Source organism: Psychrobacter pacificensis (assembly GCF_900101915.1).
Taxonomy (GTDB): Bacteria; Pseudomonadota; Gammaproteobacteria; order Pseudomonadales; family Moraxellaceae; genus Psychrobacter; species Psychrobacter pacificensis.
The window spans coordinates 1-20,904 of sequence record NZ_FNAL01000017.1; the positions used below are offsets into that span (position 1 = coordinate 1).

A 20,904-nucleotide genomic window follows, 5' to 3' on the forward strand; every position below is an offset into this window, starting at 1 on the left:
CAATGATAGAACTCTTAGCGCCAGTGAGGTTGCAGGTTAAGACCATTACCTCTGACAATGGTAAAGAGTTTGCTCAGCATAAGAAGGTGAAACAAAAGCTCTTTAGCCCTTTCTTCTTTGCCGATGCTTATGCGTCATGGCAGCGAGGAACCAACGAGAATACCAATGGCCTTATCAGAGAGTACTTGCCTAAGGGTTGTGACTTTAGACAAGTCTCTGATAATGAAATACAGGACATTGAGAACAAACTAAACAACAGACCAAGAAAACGATTAGGGTTTAAAACGCCTATGCAGGCGTTCTATAATATTAATTAGCGTTGCACTTGGTGTGTTAATCTAAGGTATGAAAAAGCACCTTGGGAGTCAGGAAAAATTCATACCCGTTATAGTCAACCAATATTAAAAGTGGTACAAGGCAGACGAGTGCAAGTACTACAGTAGTAGGCTAAACGAGTCTAACGCTGTAACACTTTAATAGTGGTTCGACTATATCCAACTCTTAGAGCAATACGCATCGATATAGATATTTTATTTCGTGGTATCCAAAGATATAAACCATCACTCCCATATCTCATCCAACACCCTAAACCAATTCTTTGACGTGATCTTTTCAATAAGCGCATCAGAGAAGTGACGTTGTTGCATCCGCTCAATCAGCTTAGAGATTTGACTGATATCAGACAATTCATCAGGTAATAGACAACCATCGAAATCAGAGCCAAAGCCAACGTGATCTTCGCCCAAATGGTCAATCAGATAAGCAAGATGATCGACGATCACATCAAGTGAGGTATGCGTATCTCGCTGCCCATCCGCACGTAGAAACGCCACGTCGAAGTTCACCCCAACCAGACCACCATTTTGTTTAATGGCAGCCAGTTGTCGATCAGTCAGGTTTCTTGCTTGCGCGCATAAGGCGTGCGCATTGGAATGCGTTGCGACAATCGGCTGATCGGCAATCTCTAACGTATCCCAAAACGCCCGCTCATTCATATGCGACACATCAATCAGCATATGCTTATCACGGCACGCTAAAATAAGGTCTTTACCTGCCTCGGTGAGTCCAGAGCCTGTGTCTGGCGAATGCGGAAAAGACGCATTTAAGCCATCACCGAACAGGCTTTTTCTATTCCACAGTGGGCCAATGCTTCTGAGTCCTGCCTCATAAAACACATCCAGCAAGTCAGGCTCAATAGCTAAAAACTCAGCGCCTTCAAGATGCAAAACGATGGCCAGTTGCTGGTTCTGCTGACAGGCTTTTATTTGTGCAACAGACGTACAGATCTGAATCTGACCGTCTGATCGCGCCTGCAATTGCTGGGCAAGTTCTAGTTGCGCACAGCAAATATCAACGATTTCTTGCGCGGTGAAGTCTGAGTTTGACGGGTTGGATAACTTATCAGGATGGTTGTTTTTTACATAAGCGTAGGGCGGTAAGAAAATAGAAAACAAGCCGCCCATCCATCTTGCTCGTCGGCAACGCTTTAAATCTAAATGTCCCGGTAGTGTGCCATAAATAAAATCATGCACAGGGTCAGCCGCTGAGCTGAGCCAAAGGCGGGTTAATAAATCATTGTGTCCATCAAAGACTATAGGCTGGGTCATGGTCGCTTTATTCATTCTGTCACCGTCTGCGTTGGGATGCGCGCCTCTTTGCTGAGTAGCTTAGAGTTTTTGGGGTTCCTAAAGCGTAAGTCTTCAAAGGCGACGGGCGTTTCACTATTGATGCGCGCCTCTTCAATTAAATAATGATAAGGTGATTTGCCGCACACAGGATCGGCGTTTTTGGCATCGCCCGTCAGCATAAACGCTTGGCAACGGCAGCCGCCATAATCGCGTTCTTTATCGGGGCAGCTTTGGCACATGTCAGGCATCCATTCATCACCGCGATACTGATTAAAGCTCGCCGAGTCATACCAGATGTCTTTTAGCGGTGTTTGCTTGACGTTCGGAAATGCTATCGGCAGCTGTCTTGCCGCATGACAGGGAAGCGCGGTGCCATCGGGCGCGACGGTCAAGAAAATCTTGCCCCAACCATCCATACACGCTTTTGGGCGCTCTTCGTAATAATCAGGGACGACAAAAATCAATTTGCACTTAATGCCCAGCTCGGCGATTTTTTTGCGGTACTCGTTGGTGATACGCTCGGCGCGCACGACTTGTTCTTTGGTCGGTAGTAGGCCTTCGATGTTTTCAAACGCCCAACCATAAAACTGGCAGATAGCCAATTCAACCGTATCCGCTTCCAGCTCTAAACACAGATCAATAATCTGGTCAATCTGATCGATATTTTGCCGATGAATCACAAAGTTAAGTACCATCGGATAGTCGTATTGTTTGACCAGACGTGACATCTCATACTTTTGCTCAAAAGCATGTTTTGAACCTGCCAAGGCATTGTTCACCGATGGATCACTGGCTTGGAAGCTGATCTGAATGTGCTGTAGGCCTGCTTCTTTTAGACTGGCAATGCGTGCTTCAGTCAGTCCCATACCTGAAGTAATGAGATTGGTATAAAAACCTTGCTTATGCGCATAAGCGACCAGCTCTTCTAGGTCTTGACGCACCAGTGGTTCACCGCCAGAAAACCCCAGCTGCACCGCGCCCATTTGCCGCGCTTGATCAAACACATCAAACCACTCCTGTGTCGTCAGCTCGTCTTTATACTGAGCATAATCAATGGGGTTTGAGCAATACGGGCATTGTAAGGGGCAGCGATAGGTCAACTCAGCGAGTAACCATAGCGGCAGTCCGACGGGTGCAGTCATACTAAATCAATCCAATGTTCACGCTGGGCGACCAGCATATATTCGATAATGTCTTGCTCGATTTCAGGCACGTCGCCAAACATGGCTTGCACCTTTTGGATAATATCAGCAACCGATGCGGTGCCATCGATATGTTGTCCAATGATACTGGCGCTGTCATTGAGTTTTATCATCCCCTCGGGGTAGAGCAGGACATACGCGTCTTGCGCTGGCTCAAACTGAAAGCGATAGCCATGACGCCATGTGGGAACCAGAGATTGATCCAGCTCAGGTAAACTAGTAGGGATACTCATTTGAACAATCCTTTATGCCAGACATTATCTGTGGTGACGCTTTGATAAGGCGCTTGGTCATGGACATAAGCGAGGCTCAAGGCATCCAATATCGTCCACAAAATATCGAGTTTAAATTGTAATATCTCAAGCATGCGTTCTTGCTGCTCTGCCGTTTTGAATGAGTCGAGGGTAATGGTCAGGCCATGCTCAACATCACGGCGCGCTTGGCTGAGGCGCGAGCGAAAATAGGTATAGCCTTCTTCTTTGATCCAAGGATAGTGCTTGGGCCAAGACTCTAAGCGTGATTGGTGAATCTGCGGGGCAAACAGCTCGGTCAATGAGCTACTAGCGGCCTCACGCCATGAGGTACGGCGTGCAAAGTTCACATAAGCATCAACAGCAAAACGCACACCGGGTAATACCAATTCTTCCGAAATCACCTGCTCACGCGTCAGACCGACCGCTTCTGCCAGACCGAGCCACGCCTCACGTCCTCCACCATCAGGATACACGCCGTCTTGGTCAATCATGCGCTGAATCCACTCTTGCCGCACGCGCTGATCGGGACAGTTCGCCATAATCGCCGCATCTTTTAGCGGGATATTGATTTGGTAATAAAACCGATTGGCGACCCACGCTTGGATTTGCTGCTGCGTGGCGCGCCCTTCGTGCATCATGATATGAAAAGGATGGTGGATATGATAATACTGACCTTTTGCCATAATCGCTTGTTCAAACGCTTCTGGACTTAAGGCGATATTGTCTTCTGTTATTGTTGTCATAGGATTGCCTTACCGTGTGTCTTACAGTTCTATCTGCATGCCATCGAACGCCACTTCAACGCCGTGCTGTTTTAATGTCGCGGCTTGTTCTGATTGCTCGTTTAATATCGGGTTGGTGTTATTAATATGAATGAGCACTTTGCGAGCATTGTCGAGCTGATCGAGATAATGCAGTGAGCCATCGTCACCACTGATGTGCAAATGCCCCATGTCTTGGCCTGTTTTGATGCCAACGCCGCGTTCTTGCATCTCGTTGTCTGTCCATAGTGTACCGTCAATCATCACGCAATCAGACGCTTTCATGATTTGCATCACGTCGTCATCAATTTTGCCCAAGCCTGGCGCGTAGAACAGCTGCTTTTGTGTTTTTAAATCTTTCACAATCAGCGCGATATTATCGCCATCATGAGGGTCATTGCGATGCGGCGAATACGGCGGCGCTGAGCTTCTAATCACCAAAGGTGTCAGTTCTAAATTGCTATAGCCGTCAATTTGAAAGCTTTGCTTTGGGTCGATTTGATTGTACTGTAGGCCGCCATTCCAGTGCTTTAGCATGTTGAACAGCGGAAATCCTGTGCTGAGATCGTCATGCACCATGTCCGTACACCAAACAGAGATGGGGCAGCCTTCACGTAGGGTCAACAATCCCGTGGTGTGGTCAAGCTGACTGTCCATCAATACCACATCGGTGATGCCTGTGTCTCGTAATTGACGCGCTGGCTGAGCCGCTTTAAAGTCATATAGCTGCTGGCGAATATCGGGGGAGGCGTTGAATAAAATCCAGTCAACGCCATTTTCTGAGATGGCGATTGAGGATTGGGTACGGGTCTTTGCTTCGATGGTGCCTTGACGTACGCCGTGGCAGTTTTCGCAGTTACAATTCCACTGCGGAAAACCGCCACCAGCCGCTGAGCCTAAAACGTGAATATACATAGCGCAATATTTCCAAATGTCAAAAAAAGTAAAAGCCCTAATCATCTAGGGCTTTTAATGTATTCAGGTCTATGAGTTTTTAGCGTGATTCAAAATACATAGTGATTTCGAAACCGATACGGATGTCTTGAAAAGCGGGTTTAGTCCACTGCATGGGATTGCTCCAAAAAGTTATTATAGGACCATCGTTGAGATGAATGAAAGTAATTATCAATGGTATTATAAGCCGACCCTGAATGTCAATTTGTTAGATGTTAACTTTCAAACTCAACACACTCTAATATTTAGACTAAAAGCGATACGTCACTCTACCGACTACATTTAAAGGCTCGCCATACGTTAATCCAAAAAAATTTTCGCCAGCAAGATATTTTTGATTGAATAAATTGTTGACGTTAAGCTGTGCTTCTTATATCTAAGAAATGTACTCGGACTGCCTTATAACCATAAACGTGTTTATCGTATCTACCGTGAGCTTGAATTAAACTTAAGAATAAAGCCTAAACGCCGTATTAAACGAGACAAACCGCAAAAGCTTGCTGTGTCCACTTGCCTCATCGTAGGGTCTCAGGCGTGCAACCTATCTTTGGTGCTATGGCTTTGATGGCTGACCAAGTGGATGGGTAGTCGTCTTTAGTTTCAATTAGTATACAGACGGCGCGCTCTTTCATTTCAGGGGTATAGTTTCATGTTTTCATTGTCGTATTTTCTTGGAGCGTTGAGTCTCCGACAATCCCGGGGCGGTTCAATATTCAAGTCCTCACTAGGGTACTGTTATTACTATCTTAACATTCTATTAATTTATCGATCTTTAAAGTTCATAAAATCCAAGCTTCATAGAAGATAGTCAATACTAGGCCAGCAATAACTCTACAGTGACCTCAAAATAATACTCATCTTTGATAGCAATATTTACTTTGCCTTTATGGGCATGAGCGATAGCCCGAACAATAGACAATCCTAGCCCTGTCCCTGAATGTTGACTGCTTGTCTTATCATGACGATAGAATCGTTCAAACAGCTTTTCAGCTTCACTCTGCTCTAGTGGTTTGTCTAAGCGATTAGTTAGGACGATTTTTAACAATCGTTGTTTTGCGGCTAGAGCCTCTTCTTTTGAACCATCAAGGCCGATGCCTGAGGTAATGATGGTAGCTGATACTGTGATAGTACTGGCACTCGCAGCGTAATAGATGGCATTTGACAGCAGATTAGCAAATAATCGCTGAAGCAAACCTTCATCACCTACTACTGTCACAAATTCACCCGATTTTTCAAAAGTGATCTCACGATCCTCGGCCAGCATTTCATAGTAGTCAACGAGCTTAGTCATTAAGCGCTCAGTATTTACATTACCAATTTGCGACTCACTTAAGCCTTTTTGAGTTTTTGCCAGCAGCAACATATTATTAATCATAGCCGATAGCTGCTCTAACGTGTCATGTTGATGATGTAGCTGCTCAATGTATTCATTGCCATCTCTTGGCTTATTCAACATGACTTGCGTTTGCGTACTAAGCGTCGCTATTGGGGTACGGAGTTCATGGGCAATATTATCTGAAAACCGAGACAAAGATTCAAAGTTACTCTCAAGTTTGACCATCATCGAATTATAAGATTGTGCTAGTGATCGTAGCTCTAAAGGCATATCACTGACGGTTATTCTTTCATCCAGTCTTTCAGGGTTAATTCTTTTCATTTTTTGTACGATAGTGGCTAAAGGTGCAAACCCCCAGTACACACTGAATGCAGTTACTGACACCAGTAGTAAGGTGATCGCGAATAAAATCATACTAAGCTGACGATTAAAATGGATGAGATAGTGGTGATGGACATCGATGGGGAGGGCAATAAGTGCCAACAACGCTTGGTGTTCGATGATGATGGCTCGGTAATTTCTATTTTTTATCTCAACCGTGAATTGTTGATCACGATAGACTTGCCACAATTGTGGCAAGCTGAAATCTGAAGGTAGGTCGTTGGCAAAGCTGGTTGGATCGCTAGATAATAGCGCACCGTTTTTATTTGCGATGACAGTCTTTAAGTCATAATCACGCTGAGAAGAATGTAGATGATTGGTGCTAGTTAATGACTGAGATTTTGAAGCTGCTGCTGACTTTGTCTGAGCATCAACATTATTGATGCTTCTGCGCAGGTTAAAAGCTGCATGCGTGAGAATCTCAGAGTCCATTTGTTCAAAGTGCCCACTAACAGAACGCTGCACCCATGCATAAATAATCACTTGAGAGATAATCACGAATACAGTGAGTAGAAAAACGGTGCGCCACAGTAGAGGCAAGCGTCGATTATCTAATCGATGTTTCATATTAAATAGTGCCAGTGTCGTCAGATTGATTGCTATCAAGCGCTGTATCGATAGCCTCTAGCCGGTAGCCCATCCCACGCACCGTATGAATCAGCTTTGCCTCATGGTCATCGTCTATTTTTATGCGCAGACGTCTTATCGCCACATCAATCACGTTCGTATCATTTTCAAAGTTCATATCCCATACTTGCGAGGCGATGACTGAGCGTGGAAGCACTTCACCACGGCGCTCTAATAAAAACTGTAATAACGAGAACTCTTTTGCCGTGAGCTTAATAGGCTTCACTCCTCTATGCACTGTGCGCTTGGCAATGTCCATCTTGAGATCCGCTATTTGCATAGTTGTACTTTGGTAGTCGATTTGATTGGCACGTCTTAATAGACTTTTTATTCTCACTATTAGTTCTGCAAAAGCAAAAGGTTTGGTCAGATAATCATCGCCGCCAATTTCAATTCCTTTTACCTTATCGCTCAAGTCATCTTTTGCGGTTAAGAACAATACGGGTGTATGCTTACCTGCTGCTCGGTAGTTACGTACCAGCTCAAAGCCGCTAACGTCTGGTAGCATGACATCCATCAATATCACGCTAAACTCTTCTGTCATCAATGCGTGATAGCCATCTAAGCCTGTGAGCTGATGATCTACAATAAACCCAGCTTCGGTTAAGCCTTTTTTTATATACTCACCAAGTTTTAGCTCATCTTCTATTAGCAATATTTTCATAGTAGCTTCTCTTACTCCTGTCCAGCTTATTTAACATAGTAAAGCATAATGCTTTTTAGATATCTAAATTTCCAAGATGACAGAATTGTAATGTTGTCGTCATGTCTCTCTCAGAATCGCTACAGTATGCTCTAAGGCAACTTAATATTCTGAAGTCCTACTGACTTCATAGCCAATCAAGGATGAGTTATGTCACTTTTTAAATCAATGCCACTGTCTCAATCAATCGTAGCAGCTGCTGTAGCCTTGGTCGTTTCAACCTCTGCACTGGCACACGATCCAAAAATGCATGCCGAAAAAGACCAAATGAATTGCGAAAAAATAGCAAAGCACATGCAAATGATGAAGGAAATGGATCATAGCAAAATGGATATGAACGATCCGGCCATGAAAGCTATGATGACCAATATGAGCAAAATGAAGCAGATGTACCAAAAACATTGTATCCCTAGCAAAAATGATTCTTAAAGATGTTTATAGCGTGTTGATGTTGTTGGACAAGGTGGTCGAGCAATAAGCGGATATGAATAAAAATGGATTTTTAGGACAGACCTATGAAGTTTTTACTAGGAATACTTTTTACCGTCTGTATCATCATGATAGGTATTTTTATTGTAATAACTAGCGGCGTGATAAATATCGGTGCTGATCAAGCCCATAGCCCCTTAGTCTATAACTTTTTAGAGACAGCACGTAGTCGTTCAATTGAACATGCCAGTAAAGATATTTTGGTGCCAGACTTACAAAAGGCAGAAATGATCAGTTCAGGTGGCGCAGATTACAAAGAGATGTGTGCTGGTTGTCACTTGTCGCCGGGAGTCGCGGGTACAGACCTGAGTAAAGGACTGTATCCACAACCACCAAATTTTACTGACGCAGATGTCGTTAAACGATACCAAAGTGAAGACGGTGCCAAAAAAGGTTTTTGGGCAATAAAACACGGCATTATGGCATCAGGTATGCCCGCATGGGGTGCTTCTCATGATGATGATAGGATGTGGGCAATGATGGCTTTTATCAGATCGCTACCGGATTTGAACAAAAACCAGTACACGATGTTAACGACTCGGCTAGATGATGAAACGCTAAATATGTCGTTTGATAGTGATATGGGCATGTCAGGTAATGAGTCTGATATGCAGCATTGAGTATTCGTGAGTATACAGTGCTGCATAGTGCTGTTCTTATGATTTAAGTTTTAAAATTTATCGGTATAACTTGGTCAATATTACGGCTTCAATGCTTATAGATTGATCGCTAGATAGGCGCTTAGGAGTGATTTTATGAGAGGCTATATCAATAGATATATAAATACAAATAGTCTTATATCAAGTCATATACTTACAAAAATGGCTGTTTTACCATTATCATTAACGATAGCTGCTTGCAGTCAGCCTAATATTGCAGCTGAATCAAAGCCTGCAAATGAATCAGCCAGTGCTACGCAAAGTACATCAGAGGTGAAGCTAGAAAGCAAAACAGCACCCGCTAACGTTCATTCAAACACTCAATCAGCGGTTTTGCACAATGTTTCAGCCACTGTTTATAAAGATGCCAATTGTGGTTGTTGCAAAGAGTGGGTTAGTCATGCTGAAGGCTATGGCTTAAATGCAACTGCTCAAAATGTTGAAGATGTATCGTTATTTAAAGACCGTTATAGCGTACCCCAGCAAATGCGCTCATGCCATACCACCGTCACTACTGATGGCTACGTTTTCGAAGGTCATGTGCCTGCTAAGTATATGGCGCAGTTCCTAAAAAACCCGCCAAGTGATGCGATCGGACTTGCTGTACCGAGCATGCCAGTCGGTAGCCCAGGTATGGAATACCAAGATAAATTTATGCCCTATAAAGTGATGCAGCTTAACAAAGATGGCTCAACAGCTATTTATGCAACTATTGACACACCGCAGCAGCAAATCTAGCTTGGTTATCGTTTAAATAGCTTATAAAGCTCTATTAATAAGCGGCCAAAGGCATAGACTTCGCTGATAAATATAGACTCAACTCTCACTTTATGGATATAAATCAGGTGAATAATTATGAATAAAACTATGCTTAACCGCAGGCGTTTTTTGACAGGATCTTCTACCTTGTTAGGGGCATCCATGTTGTCCACACTGCCGTCTATTGCCAATAGTGCGCTCGGTAAAGGTCAACAAAACGTCGCCGTCAATAGTGACAAAGCCGACCATATCGTACCCATCTTAACCGGTAATGAGTTTGACCTTTATGTCAGTAAAAAGCCGATTACCGTCAATGGCAAGTCGAGTATAGCGACACTGATTAATGACTCGCTACCAGCGCCAACGCTAAAGATGCAAGAGGGCGAGACTGTCACCATCCGTGTCCATAATCAGATGAATGAGTCGACCTCTATTCACTGGCATGGTCTGCTCGTACCTTTTGAGATGGATGGCGTACCAGGCATCAGCTTCGATGGTATTCCCGCGAACAGTACCTTTACTTATAAATTCAAACTTAAACAATCAGGCACCTATTGGTATCACTCACACAGTGGCTTTCAAGAACAAACTGGTATGCGTGGTGCTATTGTCATTGAGCCAAAAGGCCGTGAGCGTCACCCAGTCGCAGAAGACCATGTTATCTTATTAAGTGATTGGACACACCGTGACCCACATAATTTACTCAAGCTATTAAAACAACGTGCAGATTTTGACAATTATCATTTACCAGATTTTAAGAAGCTATTGTCTGATATTGCAGCTACAGACCTAGAAGCGGCTTATGATAAGCGCAAAATGTGGAATCAGATGCGCATGATGCCCACAGATTTTACCGATCTATCTGGTGAAAAGACCTTTACGTACCTGATGAATGGTAAGACGACAGCCGCCAATTGGACGCAGTTAGTGAAAGCAGGACAGCCTGTTAAACTGCGCTTTATCAATGCCTCAGCACAAACCATCTTTGATGTGCGCATACCAGGTCTCAAAATGACTGTAGTGGCAACCGATGGTATTGATGTCGCACCCGTTGCAATTGATGATTTCCGCATTGGCGTGGCTGAGACCTATGATGTCATCGTCACGCCTACTCAAGATGCACATACGATATTTGCCCAAAATATCGATCGTTCAGGCTATGTCGCGACCACGCTTGCGACCAAGAAAGGCGCTCGTCCTGCGATACCTGCGATGGACAAGGTTGAATGGCTGACCATGGCTGATATGATGGGTGCGATGGGTGACAAAGGCTACAAAGCAAAGCATGCCAAGACCGAATATGACTTTAAATCTGATATGCGTGTCGACAGTCCACGTATGAACCTTGATGACCCAGGTATCAACCTGCGTAATATTGACAGAGAGGTTTTGAATTACAGTCAGCTGCGCTCTGTCGATGAGGCAATATTTGCGGAGCAGCGCAAGCCTACCCGAGAGATCGAGCTACATTTAACGGGTAACATGGAGCGTTATATCTGGGCATTAGATGGGGTTATGTTTAAAGATGCAACGCCTGTAAATATTAAGCCTAATGAGCGTGTACGCATTACTTTAGTGAATGATACGATGATGAATCATCCTATGCATTTGCATGGAATGTGGAGTGACTTACGAACGCCATCCGGAGACTTTCAGGTACGTAAACACACGATTGTGGTTCAACCAGCGCAAAAGATTAGCTTTGATGTGACGGGTGAAGTTGGACGATGGGCTTGGCATTGCCATCTGCTTTATCACATGGAAGCCGGCATGTTCAGAGAAGTTGCCGTTGTTTAATAAACCTTCGAATATGAGCCTTATTATGAGAATATATAAAGTAGGTCTACCGTTTATTGGCATGTCGTCTTTGATGTTATTAATGTCACCGTTAGCAAATGCTGCTGAGATGCCGAGCATGGATCACAGCGGTATGGACATGTCTGATATGGATCACAGCAGTATGGATATGTCTGATATGGATCACAGCGGTATGGACATGTCTGATATGGATCACAGCAGTATGGATATGTCTGGCATGGATCATAGCAGTATGAACATGTCTGGCATGCAGGGTGGTGAACCACCAGCCGATGCTCGTAGTCCAGACTATTCAAATGGGGTTCCCTACGGGCAGTATGGTAAGCCAATGATGATGGGCAGCATGCCGTTATGGGGAGTGTCAGTAGACGACTTGGGCTATCAGTTTGATGACGATCAAATCAACTTCGAAGCGACGGGTTGGTACGGTACGGATAGTAATCGTATAAGGCTACGTACCGAAGGTAGTGCTCAGACCAAAGATGATAAAGAAATCGATAGCTTGAGCTCGCTCGCTTATTGGAAACCACTGAGTATCTTTTGGAACGGTGAGGCCGGTGTCGCTTACGATACTGAAAACGACAAATCTGCAGTGATGGCAGGTATTGTCGGTACCGCGCCATATTTTATCGAAACGGACGCTAGGGCGTACTTATATACCGATGGTCAGATTCGTCTTGATTTGGGCGCAGAATACGAGTGGCGTTTGGATCAGCATTGGGTAGTTATACCGGAGGTGGGGTTGACTGCCTTTAGTAAAGATGACCATGATAATGACATTACCAAGGGCTTTAATGAGATGGAAACTGAGGTCAGGCTTACTTATGAGACATTCAGTCGCCAACTCGCGCCTTACATCGGTATGAGTTATGAGACAGCGCTTGGCAAGGCTCGTGGTCAACGACGTCAACATAATGAACCGGTTGATAGCAGTAGTTTGACAACGGGGGTTAAATTCTGGTTTTAATATTATTAAAATAATAGGAGATATACTATGAATGCTTCAGATCAAAACAACATGAATCATCAACAGGGCATGAACCCTTATGTAAAGTTCACTCTGATGATTGTGACGTCTACGATTGTGATGTATATCATGATGTACTTCAATACCTACCAGTGGGATCACATTTACTTTAGTGAAACCAGGGCTTATATGGCGCTCTACATGGGTGCCGGTATGGCAGTCGTCATGTTGGCATTTATGACTAATATGTATAAGAAGACCAAGATTAACTTGATGATTTACGGTCTGAGCGTATTGATGTTTGCTGTCGGCATTTGGGGCGTGAGATCGCAAGCAACGGTTAATCAAGTCGATTGGATGCAGGCCATGATACCGCATCACTCGATTGCTATTCTCACCAGTAGTCGTGCTGATATTGAAGATCCGCGTGTGCAGCAGCTTGCTGACGATATTATAAAAGCACAAAAGCGTGAAATTGATGAAATGAAGCAGTTGATTGATGAGCTGGAATAAAGGGTATTGATATCGCTGTTTGAACCTTTACACATTGAGCGGCTTTAACCAGTAACTCGCACTGATTGCGATGTACCTGCTGACAGCTGATATGACGACCCAGCCAGTCATAGTAGCTTGAGGGTTTAACCTGTAGTACGCGGCACATGCTACTAATGCTAAAGACTTGTTGGTTGTCTTTGATAAAGGCGTACTTGACTAGCTGTCACTGCGGACATAGCCCTTCGCCTTGCGTCACTAAAACAGTCTCCCAGACTGTTTCTTAACGTTCCTCATTGGCGAAGTACGCCGTCGCCTCATTCGAGCATAGCTCTCATCTTGCGTCAGGGCGAAGCGGTGCTTCGCTTTATCCCTTCTCATTTAGAATGTCTCGCTCTTCTTGAGCAACTTTGAGATCACGTTTAAGACGTTTATTCTCTTCTAGTATAGCCATAAGCTCAGGATCATATTCTTTAGTACCGATTAGCTTGCCTTTATTAGCTTTATTATGCCAATTAGTTAAGGTCTGCATGGCGATGCCGAGCTGCTTTGCAGTGGCTGAGATATTGCCGTTGTTGTCTGCTATCTTTTTAACAGCTTCGGCTTTAAATTCGTCACTGTAGGTTCTTACTTTCTTGGTCATGATAAACTCCGGTTAATACGCTTAGTTTACCAGGTTTATCTCTACGGTTTCTTCAGCATAGCTCATAATAAACTTTTAAGCGCATCTTTACCGCTGTCTCAATATATCCTTACGCCTCAGCTGATCTGCAAACTTCTAATACATCCATTGGCTTGATATCAGTTATAGGCATGGTGCCAAGGTATGCATTTAGCCGTTTCATCTGCCTATAGTTATTTTTGATAGTAGAGGGGGGCGATATGAGTCTTGCGGCTCATGTACTCTTCAGCAACCATAGCGAATGTATTTTTAGACTCAAGCAATTGCTTGCGCTCTTCATCTCTTTTGATATCGCGTGGATCATCACCGTTAGCAAGATGATACTTAATATCAGTCCGCATCTGTCTTGCAGTTGCTAAAGTGATCTCTGGGTATTGACCTAGTGTTACTGTGACACGCTTTCTTGTGATAGGTGTCGTATAGTCAATGCGCCATGCTTTTGTGCCGGCCTTACTGATATGTAAATAAAGACCACCGCCATCGTTTAAGGTATAGGGTTTATCCAAAGGCTTAGCCTTATCGACTTGAGTATTGGTAAGGGGCTTGACAGTTTTTTACCATTTTTACAGTAAGCAGGGGGTAATTATGGGTATATAAAGCAAGGTTTGGACAATAAAAAACCCCTAAAAGCCTTGTTGGAGGGGCGTTAAGGGGTATTTTAGTATATTCATGTGGTGCGCCCACAGGGACTCGAACCCCGATCGATCGCTTAGGAGGCAACTGCTCTATCCTGTTGAGCTATAGGCGCATTATGGGGTGACATTGTAGGAAAAAGCAGTCATAAAAGCAATCAACAAAAGACAAATAGAGGCAATTTGTCATTTATCTCCATTGCTAAGAGCATCAGCGACATCTACTGGATTATCGCCTGATGCTTTTTTTGCCCGTGATGTTGGTTGAAACAAGTCGTTTACGCTATTCTCATAACCATTAATATTATAATAATCGTATTTCTCTAAAATACCTTGGCCCGTACTTGAGAGTAAGAAGTTGCGAAAACTAACGGCAACCGTACGGTCTGTCAAAATAACGCCTTCGAGTTCTTGCTTATCTTTCAAGGCATAATTAAAGGAGGTTAGTGTACGTGCCTCTTTATTATCGTTCTCGGTAGCTGCCTGTTCACTATTAGCATTTTCACTATCAGTATTTTCGCTATCGGTTTCATCCTCTGTAATAACTGTATTGGCGTTTGCCTTACTCTGGTTATCTTGGTGTTGAGACGCTGTCAGCTTTGCTTGTAGTTGTGCGAGACGTTCTGCCGATAGCCTATCATTTGCGATAATGATGTCTGTATTAAAAGCGGCGTCGCTGTCATTGTTAGCATTGATATCATTATCTAATAAGGTTAAAAGTGTGTTTGGTGCCACATAGCTTGCTAACACTTGAATATGAGGATAACGAGATTCAAAACTGACAATGATATCGTCCAATGGCACTTGCAGGCTTTTTGCTGCACGGACATACAGGATGCTATCAGGCACAGTTTTGGCAGTCTCATCGCCTTTGGCAGCGGCAGATTCATTCTCACTTGCCATGATAGGTAGCGGATCTATACTTTTACGATTGTGGGTCCACAACCATGCAATCAGAGCGATAAAAATTGCTAGCAGCAATAAAATTAGCCCAGCCAGTAGCAGCTTGTAGTCTTTCATATATTACCGCTCTTTTATTAATGGATTCAGTTCAAAATTTACATAAGACACTATAGGTGATATATGGCTTGCGTCAAAGCTTTTGATCGAGTACTTCATTGGTTAACTCAGTCAGCATCTCTGCAAACACATCTGTATTCACAAAAGAAGACATAGACGCTGGGGTTTTATTCTCAGTACGGTTATGACCGGGCGATGCAGGCTGGCTATCAATCGCTTTTGTATAAGCTGTCGCTTGATGTGCAGCCAATGGCGACTGACCGATCATAAGCTTGTCTTTTAGCCATTTAAACCCATGCGCCTCCCACCACGCTTCAAAACGCGATAAGGTGCTACCACGCACTGCAATAGGCAAATCTAATGTACGTAATTTTTGTGCCAATACAGGATCGCTGATGGCTTGGTGAATGCTCAGATAAAGGGAGCTACTATCGTCAGTATAAGGACGTCTGTTTTGCCATGATTTATCATCGATTTTCATACGCGGTAATTGCCATAGCTCACCACGATAGTAAACAACGTATAAACGTTGTTTCGGATGAACAAAGACGGCATCAATAGGACGCAAAGGCATAATGTTAAATCATCTCGTGATAATGGATATTAGGTCTAGATAAGGTATAGAAAATAACTTAAAAGAGCGGCAATGTATATTTTATTATCATAATTATAAGCAGTGCCACAAAACGACATTAGATGTCGCAAGATAGTATAATGCTGATATCTATACTGGTAAACATCGAATATCAGTGGCACACTGACAGAGCATATACGTGGCTTATAAAAGCGTATTGTACATCATATAATGCTAGCAGAAATGCATTACAGTGACGACTGCCAAAGATGTATTGATGAGTATCAATTCAGGCTTCATTGCTACTTTCTGTGGCACTTTTATTACAAGCGTAGTGATTGACAGGTTAGCTGTAACCAACAGTAGCCCTCAGCGCTTACGCTTACGCTTATTCTAATCAGATTATTGTCTATGTTTACTATCATTCAGTCACATCGTACCGAAAATCTCGTTGACCAGCTACTGGTGCAATATCAGTCAAAGAGTCAGAACATTTTTGAACCTTTTATTGTTATTGTACCGTCAATGGTATTGGGCGACTGGTTGGATAAAACCATTGCTAGCCGTGCTGGTATCAGTACATTGGTACGTACCAAATTTTGGGGTCAGTATCAGTGGACACTCATGCAGGATGTGCTAACTCGCCATAATGCCTATTTGTTAGAGGTTAATCCTGAAGCAGCAACCTTGAATGTACCTGAAGTTGCCGTGCTGTCGCCAACGGTGATGCAGTGGCGCCTGTTCGGCTACCTAACTTACTATCAAGCGTTGATTGTCAATGATGACACGCATCCTGTGAACCCATTGTTGGCATCTTTGATTGACGAGCCGCAAGAAGGGGTCGAGCAAGATAAGGCGCAACAAGACGCGCGCATTTGGCAGCTGGCAAGTGACTTGGCAAGGGTGTTTAACCGTTACTTGACTCATCGTGAGGACTGGCTGGCGCTATGGTCGGATAACAAGCCACTTGATGTAGACAAGCTGATCGCAGATAAAGATGCGTTGTCCCTACGGTTTGATCAGTATGCACGCGGTACGCCTGAATGGTTAGTGGCGCACTATGTAGAGCTTGAGATTGCGCAGCGCTTTTTGTGGTCGCATCTATTTGCGGATGTACATCAGCACCGCGTGGCCATTGAGAATACTTTTTGGTCAGCCTTAAAAGATAACAAAGCAAATGAACGTGAGCAGTTGCCCAAAGTATTGCGTATTTTTACCATTCAGCAATTGCCACAGACTGAGCTTGATTTTTTGCAGCGCTTGTCAAAATATATGGACATCACGTTACTACACTACAATCCCTCAAAGTTATTTTGGGCAGATATTGTTGATAAAGCGTGGCTACAGCGTCAGCAGATTATTAATCCCCAAAGCGTGTTTTTACGTGATTACGGGCACAGTTTGCTGTCGCGTTTAGGCAAGCAGTCTCGTGATACTTTTGCCATGTTGGCCAATTTGTCAGGTAATGAGCAATACCAAGAGGCGCTGGTGGAGTGGCAAGATAACTTTAGTGATAGGTTTGATGATGAAACTGGTAGCGTCATCGATGGCAGTGCCAGTAACAGTGATGATGATAGGTTGCAAGCAGTAGAAAACGGCCCAAGTTTATTGCACCGTTTGCAAAACGATGTGTTGATGCTTGACGAGCAATCAACCCAACAAGCAACAGCCGCAAAAGTTTCAGAAGCTGTTAGCAATCAGATAGCATTGGACTTTGAGCAAGAAACGTCATGGTACGACGATGAGGTACTAGAGAATAAGCGCTTTGAAAAAGACCGTTTTTGGGCTATCTCTTCTCAAGATAATAGCCTAAGCATTCATTCTTGTCATAATTTACAGCGCCAACTTGAAGTACTGCGCATTATGATTGGACGCTGGCTCAATGAGCCCATCAAATCTGGTGAGAAAAAACGCCATATATCAGACATTGTGGTGTTGCTACCTGATGTTGAGCGTCATCATGCGCTAATTAGCTCTATTTTCGTCAATGGTAGGGGACAAGATGGCCTGACCTTGCCTGCGAAGGTGACTGGTGTTGTCGATGCTGATATTCGCCAGTTATGGGAAGCGATTATTGGGTTTTATAAGCTGCTTGGCAGTCATAGCGCTCGTTTTGAAGCGGCTGAGGTGTTGGACTGGCTGATGCTGCCACCCTTATTTGAGAGTTTTGGGTTGACCCATGAGCAAATGAGCCGTGGTTGTGATTTGTTGGTGGAAGCTGGATTTATCCGCGGGTTTGATGAGCTGCATCTAAAGCAGACCCTAGACGTCAACGACTATGATTATCGCTTTAGCTTCGCACAAGCGTTAGACAGACTGACTTTGGGATTAATTATGCCAGAGGCGGGTCTGAGTGATTGTTTATACCCTTTGCATGAAGATGAATGGCCAAGTACAGCTGTACCTGAGATGAGCTTACCACTCGCGCAAGTGAGTCTAAATGACGCCATGATTGTAGAAGCGCTTTGCCGTATTTATACTGGTCTGGTGGCACGACGTGATGACCATACACAAAAAATGAAAGCGGAAGATTGGCTAGATCAGATTGAGACCCAAGTGATTCATCGATACTTTGGCGATGTCGATCAAACGCGTACGATGCGCGCTATTTATAATGCGATGAATGGCTTTAAATCAAGCTTACGTGCCAATCGTCATTATAGACAATATTCTAGTGGTGATAGCAGTAGGGTAGAGGTGGAGCAAAGGCTGGCAGGGGTCGAGCAATTACCGCTCAAGCTGAGCTTTATGCTAGACAGTATCGAAGCTGAGCTTGAAAGCCAGCAAGTCAGTGCTGAGCCGACAGGCGTGATTACTTTTGGTCGATTTGGTGCACTACGGAACGTCCCTTTTGAGCTGGTGGTCATGCTCAATATGGATCTCTCTGAGTTTCCTGGACGCGACCGAGACAACCGATATGATTTGATGAAAGCGACCAATTCACGGCGCGGTGATAGAGTCAGCGAGGACGATGATAATGGGGCATTTTTGGATGCGCTACTATGTGCGCGTAGTGCATGCTGGATATTCTACAATGGTCAAAGCTTGACTGACACTCACGAGCATCTGCCAGCGAATCCTGTGAGTGAATTATTACAGTTTTTGCAAGGTGAGGTGCAGTGGCAGGTCAACTCGCTTGATACTTTGCCTGAAAGTATTGATTCAACGGCAGAAAGCCTTAAGCGTTATTTACCAAAGCTCATAAAGCAATGGCTGGTCACTGAGCATCCAGCACTACCTTTTCACAAGAGCTTGTTTGAAGCAGATATTGAAGGAGCTTCTGAGCAAAAGGCTGATACGTCCAATATCAATGTTGATCCTAGCAATACGTCTGATGATGTTAGCGATAGTAACCCTGATACTGCTGTAGCCGATGAGCTAGATAGGTTGCTAAATAAAGCCATGCGCAAAACCAAGCTGGCTCAGAAAAAACAATTTCCTCCGGCGCCGCTATGGCAGGCTGTTTTTGAGACACTACAGAAAAGAAGAGCTAGCGAGCTTCCACAACTGATTGACTTACCCACAAAAACACAGTACGAAGCCATTGCTCAAATGCTGGGTCATCGCTTGGGTGGACTGGGGAACATAAATCATCAAATCGTGTCTACATTAGCCAATATGCTGGGACTCGATACTACTGCTGCTAATGATATGAACGATAGGACTCAGGCGCTCACCCGAATGGTGCGTGATACCGTATTTAATATTGGCGAGATAGATATTGAGGGTATGCTGGTGTATCAAGTGCGCCATCCTGCCAAAGCGTTTTTACGGTCTCAAAAAGTGCATGTGGTACAAGGTGAGGAAGCGATGACGCATCAAGAGCCATTGTTTTTGGATCACCTGACAACTTATCAGATTAAAGATCATTTGATTAAAGGGCTGGCCGCCGATAAGCGTACTGACAATACGGTCCAGCAAGATAGCTCAACGTTGATGTATCAAAAAATCATACCAGCAGGGGTAGCACGCCAAACCACGTTGCCCAATCAGCAACAACAATTACAGCAGCAGTGCCTAGAGTTTGAAGAGCAGTTGATCACTAATGGTTTTGGTGAATGTGTCGTACCTAATGCAGGTAGAACAGAGGACATGCCAGCTTTGCATTTACTGACACCCACCGCAGAGCACCCCGTTCAGATAGAGCTGGCAGCTATACTTAATCGTGTAAATAGCGACGCAAACAGTCAAATAGACACAGACGCATGGCTAAAAATCCTACCCAAATCTATCAAAATAAAAGGCCTAGTGCCGCTGTTAACGCCAAGGCTATCACCAATATCAGTATCATCAGATAACGATGATAAAAACGCTCATATTCAGGCAGGCATGACCTATGCCGAGCAATCACCTAAGCAATGGTTAAATATACTGCCTAATTCTGCCAGTCCAAAACATCTCCTTAAGTTTTGGTTGTCCCATCTATACTGGCAAGTAGCCAGATGCACCACGGCTGAGCAAGTGGCAGCAAATGATGGCGTGAGTATTTGGCGCTTTAATAAATCCAGCTCAAAAGTAGATGCCTACAAAAATGTCATCGCATTTAAGCTAAGCCCAATCGTCTATGAAGATGCAGTGATAGAACTGATGAAATGGGCGATTTTTGGCAATCTATCGGGTCAAACCCCCATCACATTACTGCCTGAGTATGCGCTCAATTATCTGGCTAAGTGCTCAAAATCGCAAGCAGATGATAATGAAAATAGCAATTATTGGCCAAAACGGGCAGACTTCTCAGATTGGCTAAGACCTAATTATAACTCAGACACGGTATACGATACTTGCTCTCAGCATGCTATTTGGCAATATGTACTGCGTGACCAAGATGCCTTTAGAGCCTTATCAGCAGCGTTGACCACCTTGGCGCAACCACTGTATAGGCCGATGTTTACCGCATTAGACGGGTTAGACAATTAGCTATAGCAGTTGTTTTTAGTTTTCTTTTTATCCTCTAGATTTTATAGAT

At 44.0% G+C, this 20,904-nt stretch carries 19 protein-coding genes, 1 tRNA gene and 2 pseudogenes; 9 read left to right on the top strand and 13 right to left on the bottom strand.

The annotated features are described in order from the left end of the window. Positions 1–317 (top strand): IS30 family transposase (locus BLR43_RS09950; protein WP_057694202.1); only part of this gene is annotated, 317 nt, incomplete at its 5' end. A 243-nt stretch (positions 318–560) separates the two neighbouring features. Here the strand turns inward: BLR43_RS09950 and BLR43_RS09955 are convergent. The 6 genes from BLR43_RS09955 to pqqA form a co-directional block, all read right to left on the bottom strand. Continuing rightward, on the bottom strand, positions 561–1,607 hold the full coding sequence (locus BLR43_RS09955) for a dipeptidase (protein ID WP_197496708.1): 1,047 nt from the start codon (positions 1,605–1,607) through the stop codon (positions 561–563). Positions 1,608–1,618: 11 nt separating this feature from the next. Next, positions 1,619–2,770 carry a pyrroloquinoline quinone biosynthesis protein PqqE gene (gene pqqE, locus BLR43_RS09960; RefSeq protein WP_071001526.1) on the bottom strand — a complete coding sequence of 384 codons (1,152 nt, stop codon included), beginning with the start codon at positions 2,768–2,770 and terminating at the stop codon, positions 1,619–1,621. Then, complete coding sequence (gene pqqD / locus BLR43_RS09965; RefSeq protein ID WP_093070872.1) at positions 2,767–3,063, bottom strand: pyrroloquinoline quinone biosynthesis peptide chaperone PqqD; 297 nt, start codon at positions 3,061–3,063, stop codon at positions 2,767–2,769. The genes pqqE and pqqD overlap by 4 nt, the downstream gene beginning before the upstream one ends. Continuing rightward, on the bottom strand, positions 3,060–3,827 hold the full coding sequence (pqqC, locus tag BLR43_RS09970; RefSeq protein WP_290127425.1) for a pyrroloquinoline-quinone synthase PqqC: 768 nt from the start codon (positions 3,825–3,827) through the stop codon (positions 3,060–3,062). Before pqqC ends, pqqD begins: the two co-directional genes overlap by 4 nt. A 21-nt stretch (positions 3,828–3,848) precedes the next feature. Further along, positions 3,849–4,760: a pyrroloquinoline quinone biosynthesis protein PqqB gene (gene pqqB, locus BLR43_RS09975; RefSeq protein WP_071001528.1), complete on the bottom strand. Its 912-nt coding sequence runs from the start codon at positions 4,758–4,760 to the stop codon at positions 3,849–3,851. Positions 4,761–4,839: 79 nt separating this feature from the next. Beyond that, positions 4,840–4,914, bottom strand: coding sequence for a pyrroloquinoline quinone precursor peptide PqqA (pqqA, locus tag BLR43_RS14045; RefSeq protein WP_143007430.1), 75 nt, complete (start codon positions 4,912–4,914; stop codon positions 4,840–4,842). 246 nt (positions 4,915–5,160) lie between these two features. Between pqqA and BLR43_RS13490 the strand changes: the two are divergent. Next, positions 5,161–5,304 (top strand): annotated as a pseudogene (locus tag BLR43_RS13490) (IS3-like element ISPar2 family transposase); the annotation flags it as partial. 309 nt (positions 5,305–5,613) lie between these two features. Here BLR43_RS13490 and BLR43_RS09985 read toward each other — a convergent pair. Together BLR43_RS09985 and BLR43_RS09990 are read right to left on the bottom strand one after the other, a co-directional pair. Next, positions 5,614–7,083: an ATP-binding protein gene (locus BLR43_RS09985; protein ID WP_093070875.1), complete on the bottom strand. Its 1,470-nt coding sequence runs from the start codon at positions 7,081–7,083 to the stop codon at positions 5,614–5,616. 1 nt (position 7,084) lies between these two features. Beyond that, entirely contained in the window at positions 7,085–7,807 is a 723-nt protein-coding gene (locus tag BLR43_RS09990; protein WP_093070877.1) for a heavy metal response regulator transcription factor, read from the bottom strand. Between the two features lie 189 nt (positions 7,808–7,996). Here BLR43_RS09990 and BLR43_RS09995 point away from each other — a divergent pair, with 189 nt between their 5' ends. The 6 genes from BLR43_RS09995 (at position 7,997) to BLR43_RS10020 (ending at position 13,051) form a co-directional block, all read left to right on the top strand. After that, a complete protein-coding gene (locus BLR43_RS09995) occupies positions 7,997–8,275 on the top strand; it encodes a hypothetical protein (RefSeq protein ID WP_071001531.1) in 279 nt (92 codons plus the stop codon). An 86-nt stretch (positions 8,276–8,361) separates the two neighbouring features. Continuing rightward, positions 8,362–8,955 (top strand): c-type cytochrome, encoded by a 594-nt coding sequence (locus BLR43_RS10000; RefSeq protein ID WP_071001532.1) that lies wholly within the window; start codon positions 8,362–8,364, stop codon positions 8,953–8,955. 135 nt (positions 8,956–9,090) lie between these two features. Continuing rightward, positions 9,091–9,732 (top strand): DUF411 domain-containing protein, encoded by a 642-nt coding sequence (locus BLR43_RS10005; RefSeq protein ID WP_071001533.1) that lies wholly within the window; start codon positions 9,091–9,093, stop codon positions 9,730–9,732. Positions 9,733–9,849: 117 nt separating this feature from the next. After that, the gene (locus BLR43_RS10010; protein WP_071001534.1) at positions 9,850–11,550 is read left to right on the top strand and encodes a copper resistance system multicopper oxidase; all 1,701 of its coding nucleotides are present in this window, start codon (positions 9,850–9,852) and stop codon (positions 11,548–11,550) included. 25 nt (positions 11,551–11,575) lie between these two features. After that, a complete protein-coding gene (locus BLR43_RS10015; RefSeq protein WP_093070879.1) occupies positions 11,576–12,538 on the top strand; it encodes a copper resistance protein B in 963 nt (320 codons plus the stop codon). 27 nt (positions 12,539–12,565) lie between these two features. Further along, a complete protein-coding gene (locus BLR43_RS10020; protein WP_058025818.1) occupies positions 12,566–13,051 on the top strand; it encodes a DUF305 domain-containing protein in 486 nt (161 codons plus the stop codon). Here the strand turns inward: BLR43_RS10020 and BLR43_RS14050 are convergent. From BLR43_RS14050 to BLR43_RS10045, 5 genes and pseudogenes are all read right to left on the bottom strand, one after another. After that, a pseudogene (locus BLR43_RS14050) lies at positions 13,032–13,673 on the bottom strand (transposase); the annotation flags it as partial. The gene BLR43_RS10020 and the pseudogene BLR43_RS14050 overlap by 20 nt on opposite strands. Before the next feature lie 212 nt (positions 13,674–13,885). Beyond that, positions 13,886–14,218: an integrase arm-type DNA-binding domain-containing protein gene (locus BLR43_RS10030; RefSeq protein WP_071001536.1), complete on the bottom strand. Its 333-nt coding sequence runs from the start codon at positions 14,216–14,218 to the stop codon at positions 13,886–13,888. Between the two features lie 166 nt (positions 14,219–14,384). Further along, positions 14,385–14,460, bottom strand: a tRNA-Arg gene (locus tag BLR43_RS10035). A 70-nt stretch (positions 14,461–14,530) separates the two neighbouring features. Further along, the gene (locus BLR43_RS10040; RefSeq protein WP_071001537.1) at positions 14,531–15,364 is read right to left on the bottom strand and encodes a hypothetical protein; all 834 of its coding nucleotides are present in this window, start codon (positions 15,362–15,364) and stop codon (positions 14,531–14,533) included. A gap of 73 nt (positions 15,365–15,437) precedes the next feature. Further along, positions 15,438–15,938 carry a hypothetical protein gene (locus tag BLR43_RS10045; RefSeq protein WP_071001538.1) on the bottom strand — a complete coding sequence of 167 codons (501 nt, stop codon included), beginning with the start codon at positions 15,936–15,938 and terminating at the stop codon, positions 15,438–15,440. Positions 15,939–16,349: 411 nt separating this feature from the next. On the opposite strand from BLR43_RS10045, the gene BLR43_RS10050 reads away from it, so the two are divergent. Further along, positions 16,350–20,855: an exodeoxyribonuclease V subunit gamma gene (locus tag BLR43_RS10050; RefSeq protein WP_071001539.1), complete on the top strand. Its 4,506-nt coding sequence runs from the start codon at positions 16,350–16,352 to the stop codon at positions 20,853–20,855. Positions 20,856–20,904: the final 49 nt, after the last annotated feature.

Excerpts from the sequence above, each read along its gene's own strand:
- BLR43_RS09955 (WP_197496708.1), bottom strand. The coding sequence starts at position 1,607 with ATGACCCAGCCTATAGTCTTTGATGGACACAATGATTTATTAACCCGC.
- pqqE (WP_071001526.1), bottom strand. The coding sequence starts at position 2,770 with ATGACTGCACCCGTCGGACTGCCGCTATGGTTACTCGCTGAGTTGACC.
- pqqD (WP_093070872.1), bottom strand. The coding sequence starts at position 3,063 with ATGAGTATCCCTACTAGTTTACCTGAGCTGGATCAATCTCTGGTTCCC.
- pqqC (WP_290127425.1), bottom strand. The coding sequence starts at position 3,827 with ATGACAACAATAACAGAAGACAATATCGCCTTAAGTCCAGAAGCGTTT.
- pqqB (WP_071001528.1), bottom strand. The coding sequence starts at position 4,760 with ATGTATATTCACGTTTTAGGCTCAGCGGCTGGTGGCGGTTTTCCGCAG.
- BLR43_RS09985 (WP_093070875.1), bottom strand. The coding sequence starts at position 7,083 with ATGAAACATCGATTAGATAATCGACGCTTGCCTCTACTGTGGCGCACC.
- BLR43_RS09990 (WP_093070877.1), bottom strand. The coding sequence starts at position 7,807 with ATGAAAATATTGCTAATAGAAGATGAGCTAAAACTTGGTGAGTATATA.
- BLR43_RS09995 (WP_071001531.1), top strand. The coding sequence starts at position 7,997 with ATGTCACTTTTTAAATCAATGCCACTGTCTCAATCAATCGTAGCAGCT.
- BLR43_RS10000 (WP_071001532.1), top strand. The coding sequence starts at position 8,362 with ATGAAGTTTTTACTAGGAATACTTTTTACCGTCTGTATCATCATGATA.
- BLR43_RS10005 (WP_071001533.1), top strand. The coding sequence starts at position 9,091 with ATGAGAGGCTATATCAATAGATATATAAATACAAATAGTCTTATATCA.
- BLR43_RS10010 (WP_071001534.1), top strand. The coding sequence starts at position 9,850 with ATGAATAAAACTATGCTTAACCGCAGGCGTTTTTTGACAGGATCTTCT.
- BLR43_RS10015 (WP_093070879.1), top strand. The coding sequence starts at position 11,576 with ATGAGAATATATAAAGTAGGTCTACCGTTTATTGGCATGTCGTCTTTG.
- BLR43_RS10020 (WP_058025818.1), top strand. The coding sequence starts at position 12,566 with ATGAATGCTTCAGATCAAAACAACATGAATCATCAACAGGGCATGAAC.
- BLR43_RS10040 (WP_071001537.1), bottom strand. The coding sequence starts at position 15,364 with ATGAAAGACTACAAGCTGCTACTGGCTGGGCTAATTTTATTGCTGCTA.
- BLR43_RS10045 (WP_071001538.1), bottom strand. The coding sequence starts at position 15,938 with ATGCCTTTGCGTCCTATTGATGCCGTCTTTGTTCATCCGAAACAACGT.
- BLR43_RS10050 (WP_071001539.1), top strand. The coding sequence starts at position 16,350 with ATGTTTACTATCATTCAGTCACATCGTACCGAAAATCTCGTTGACCAG.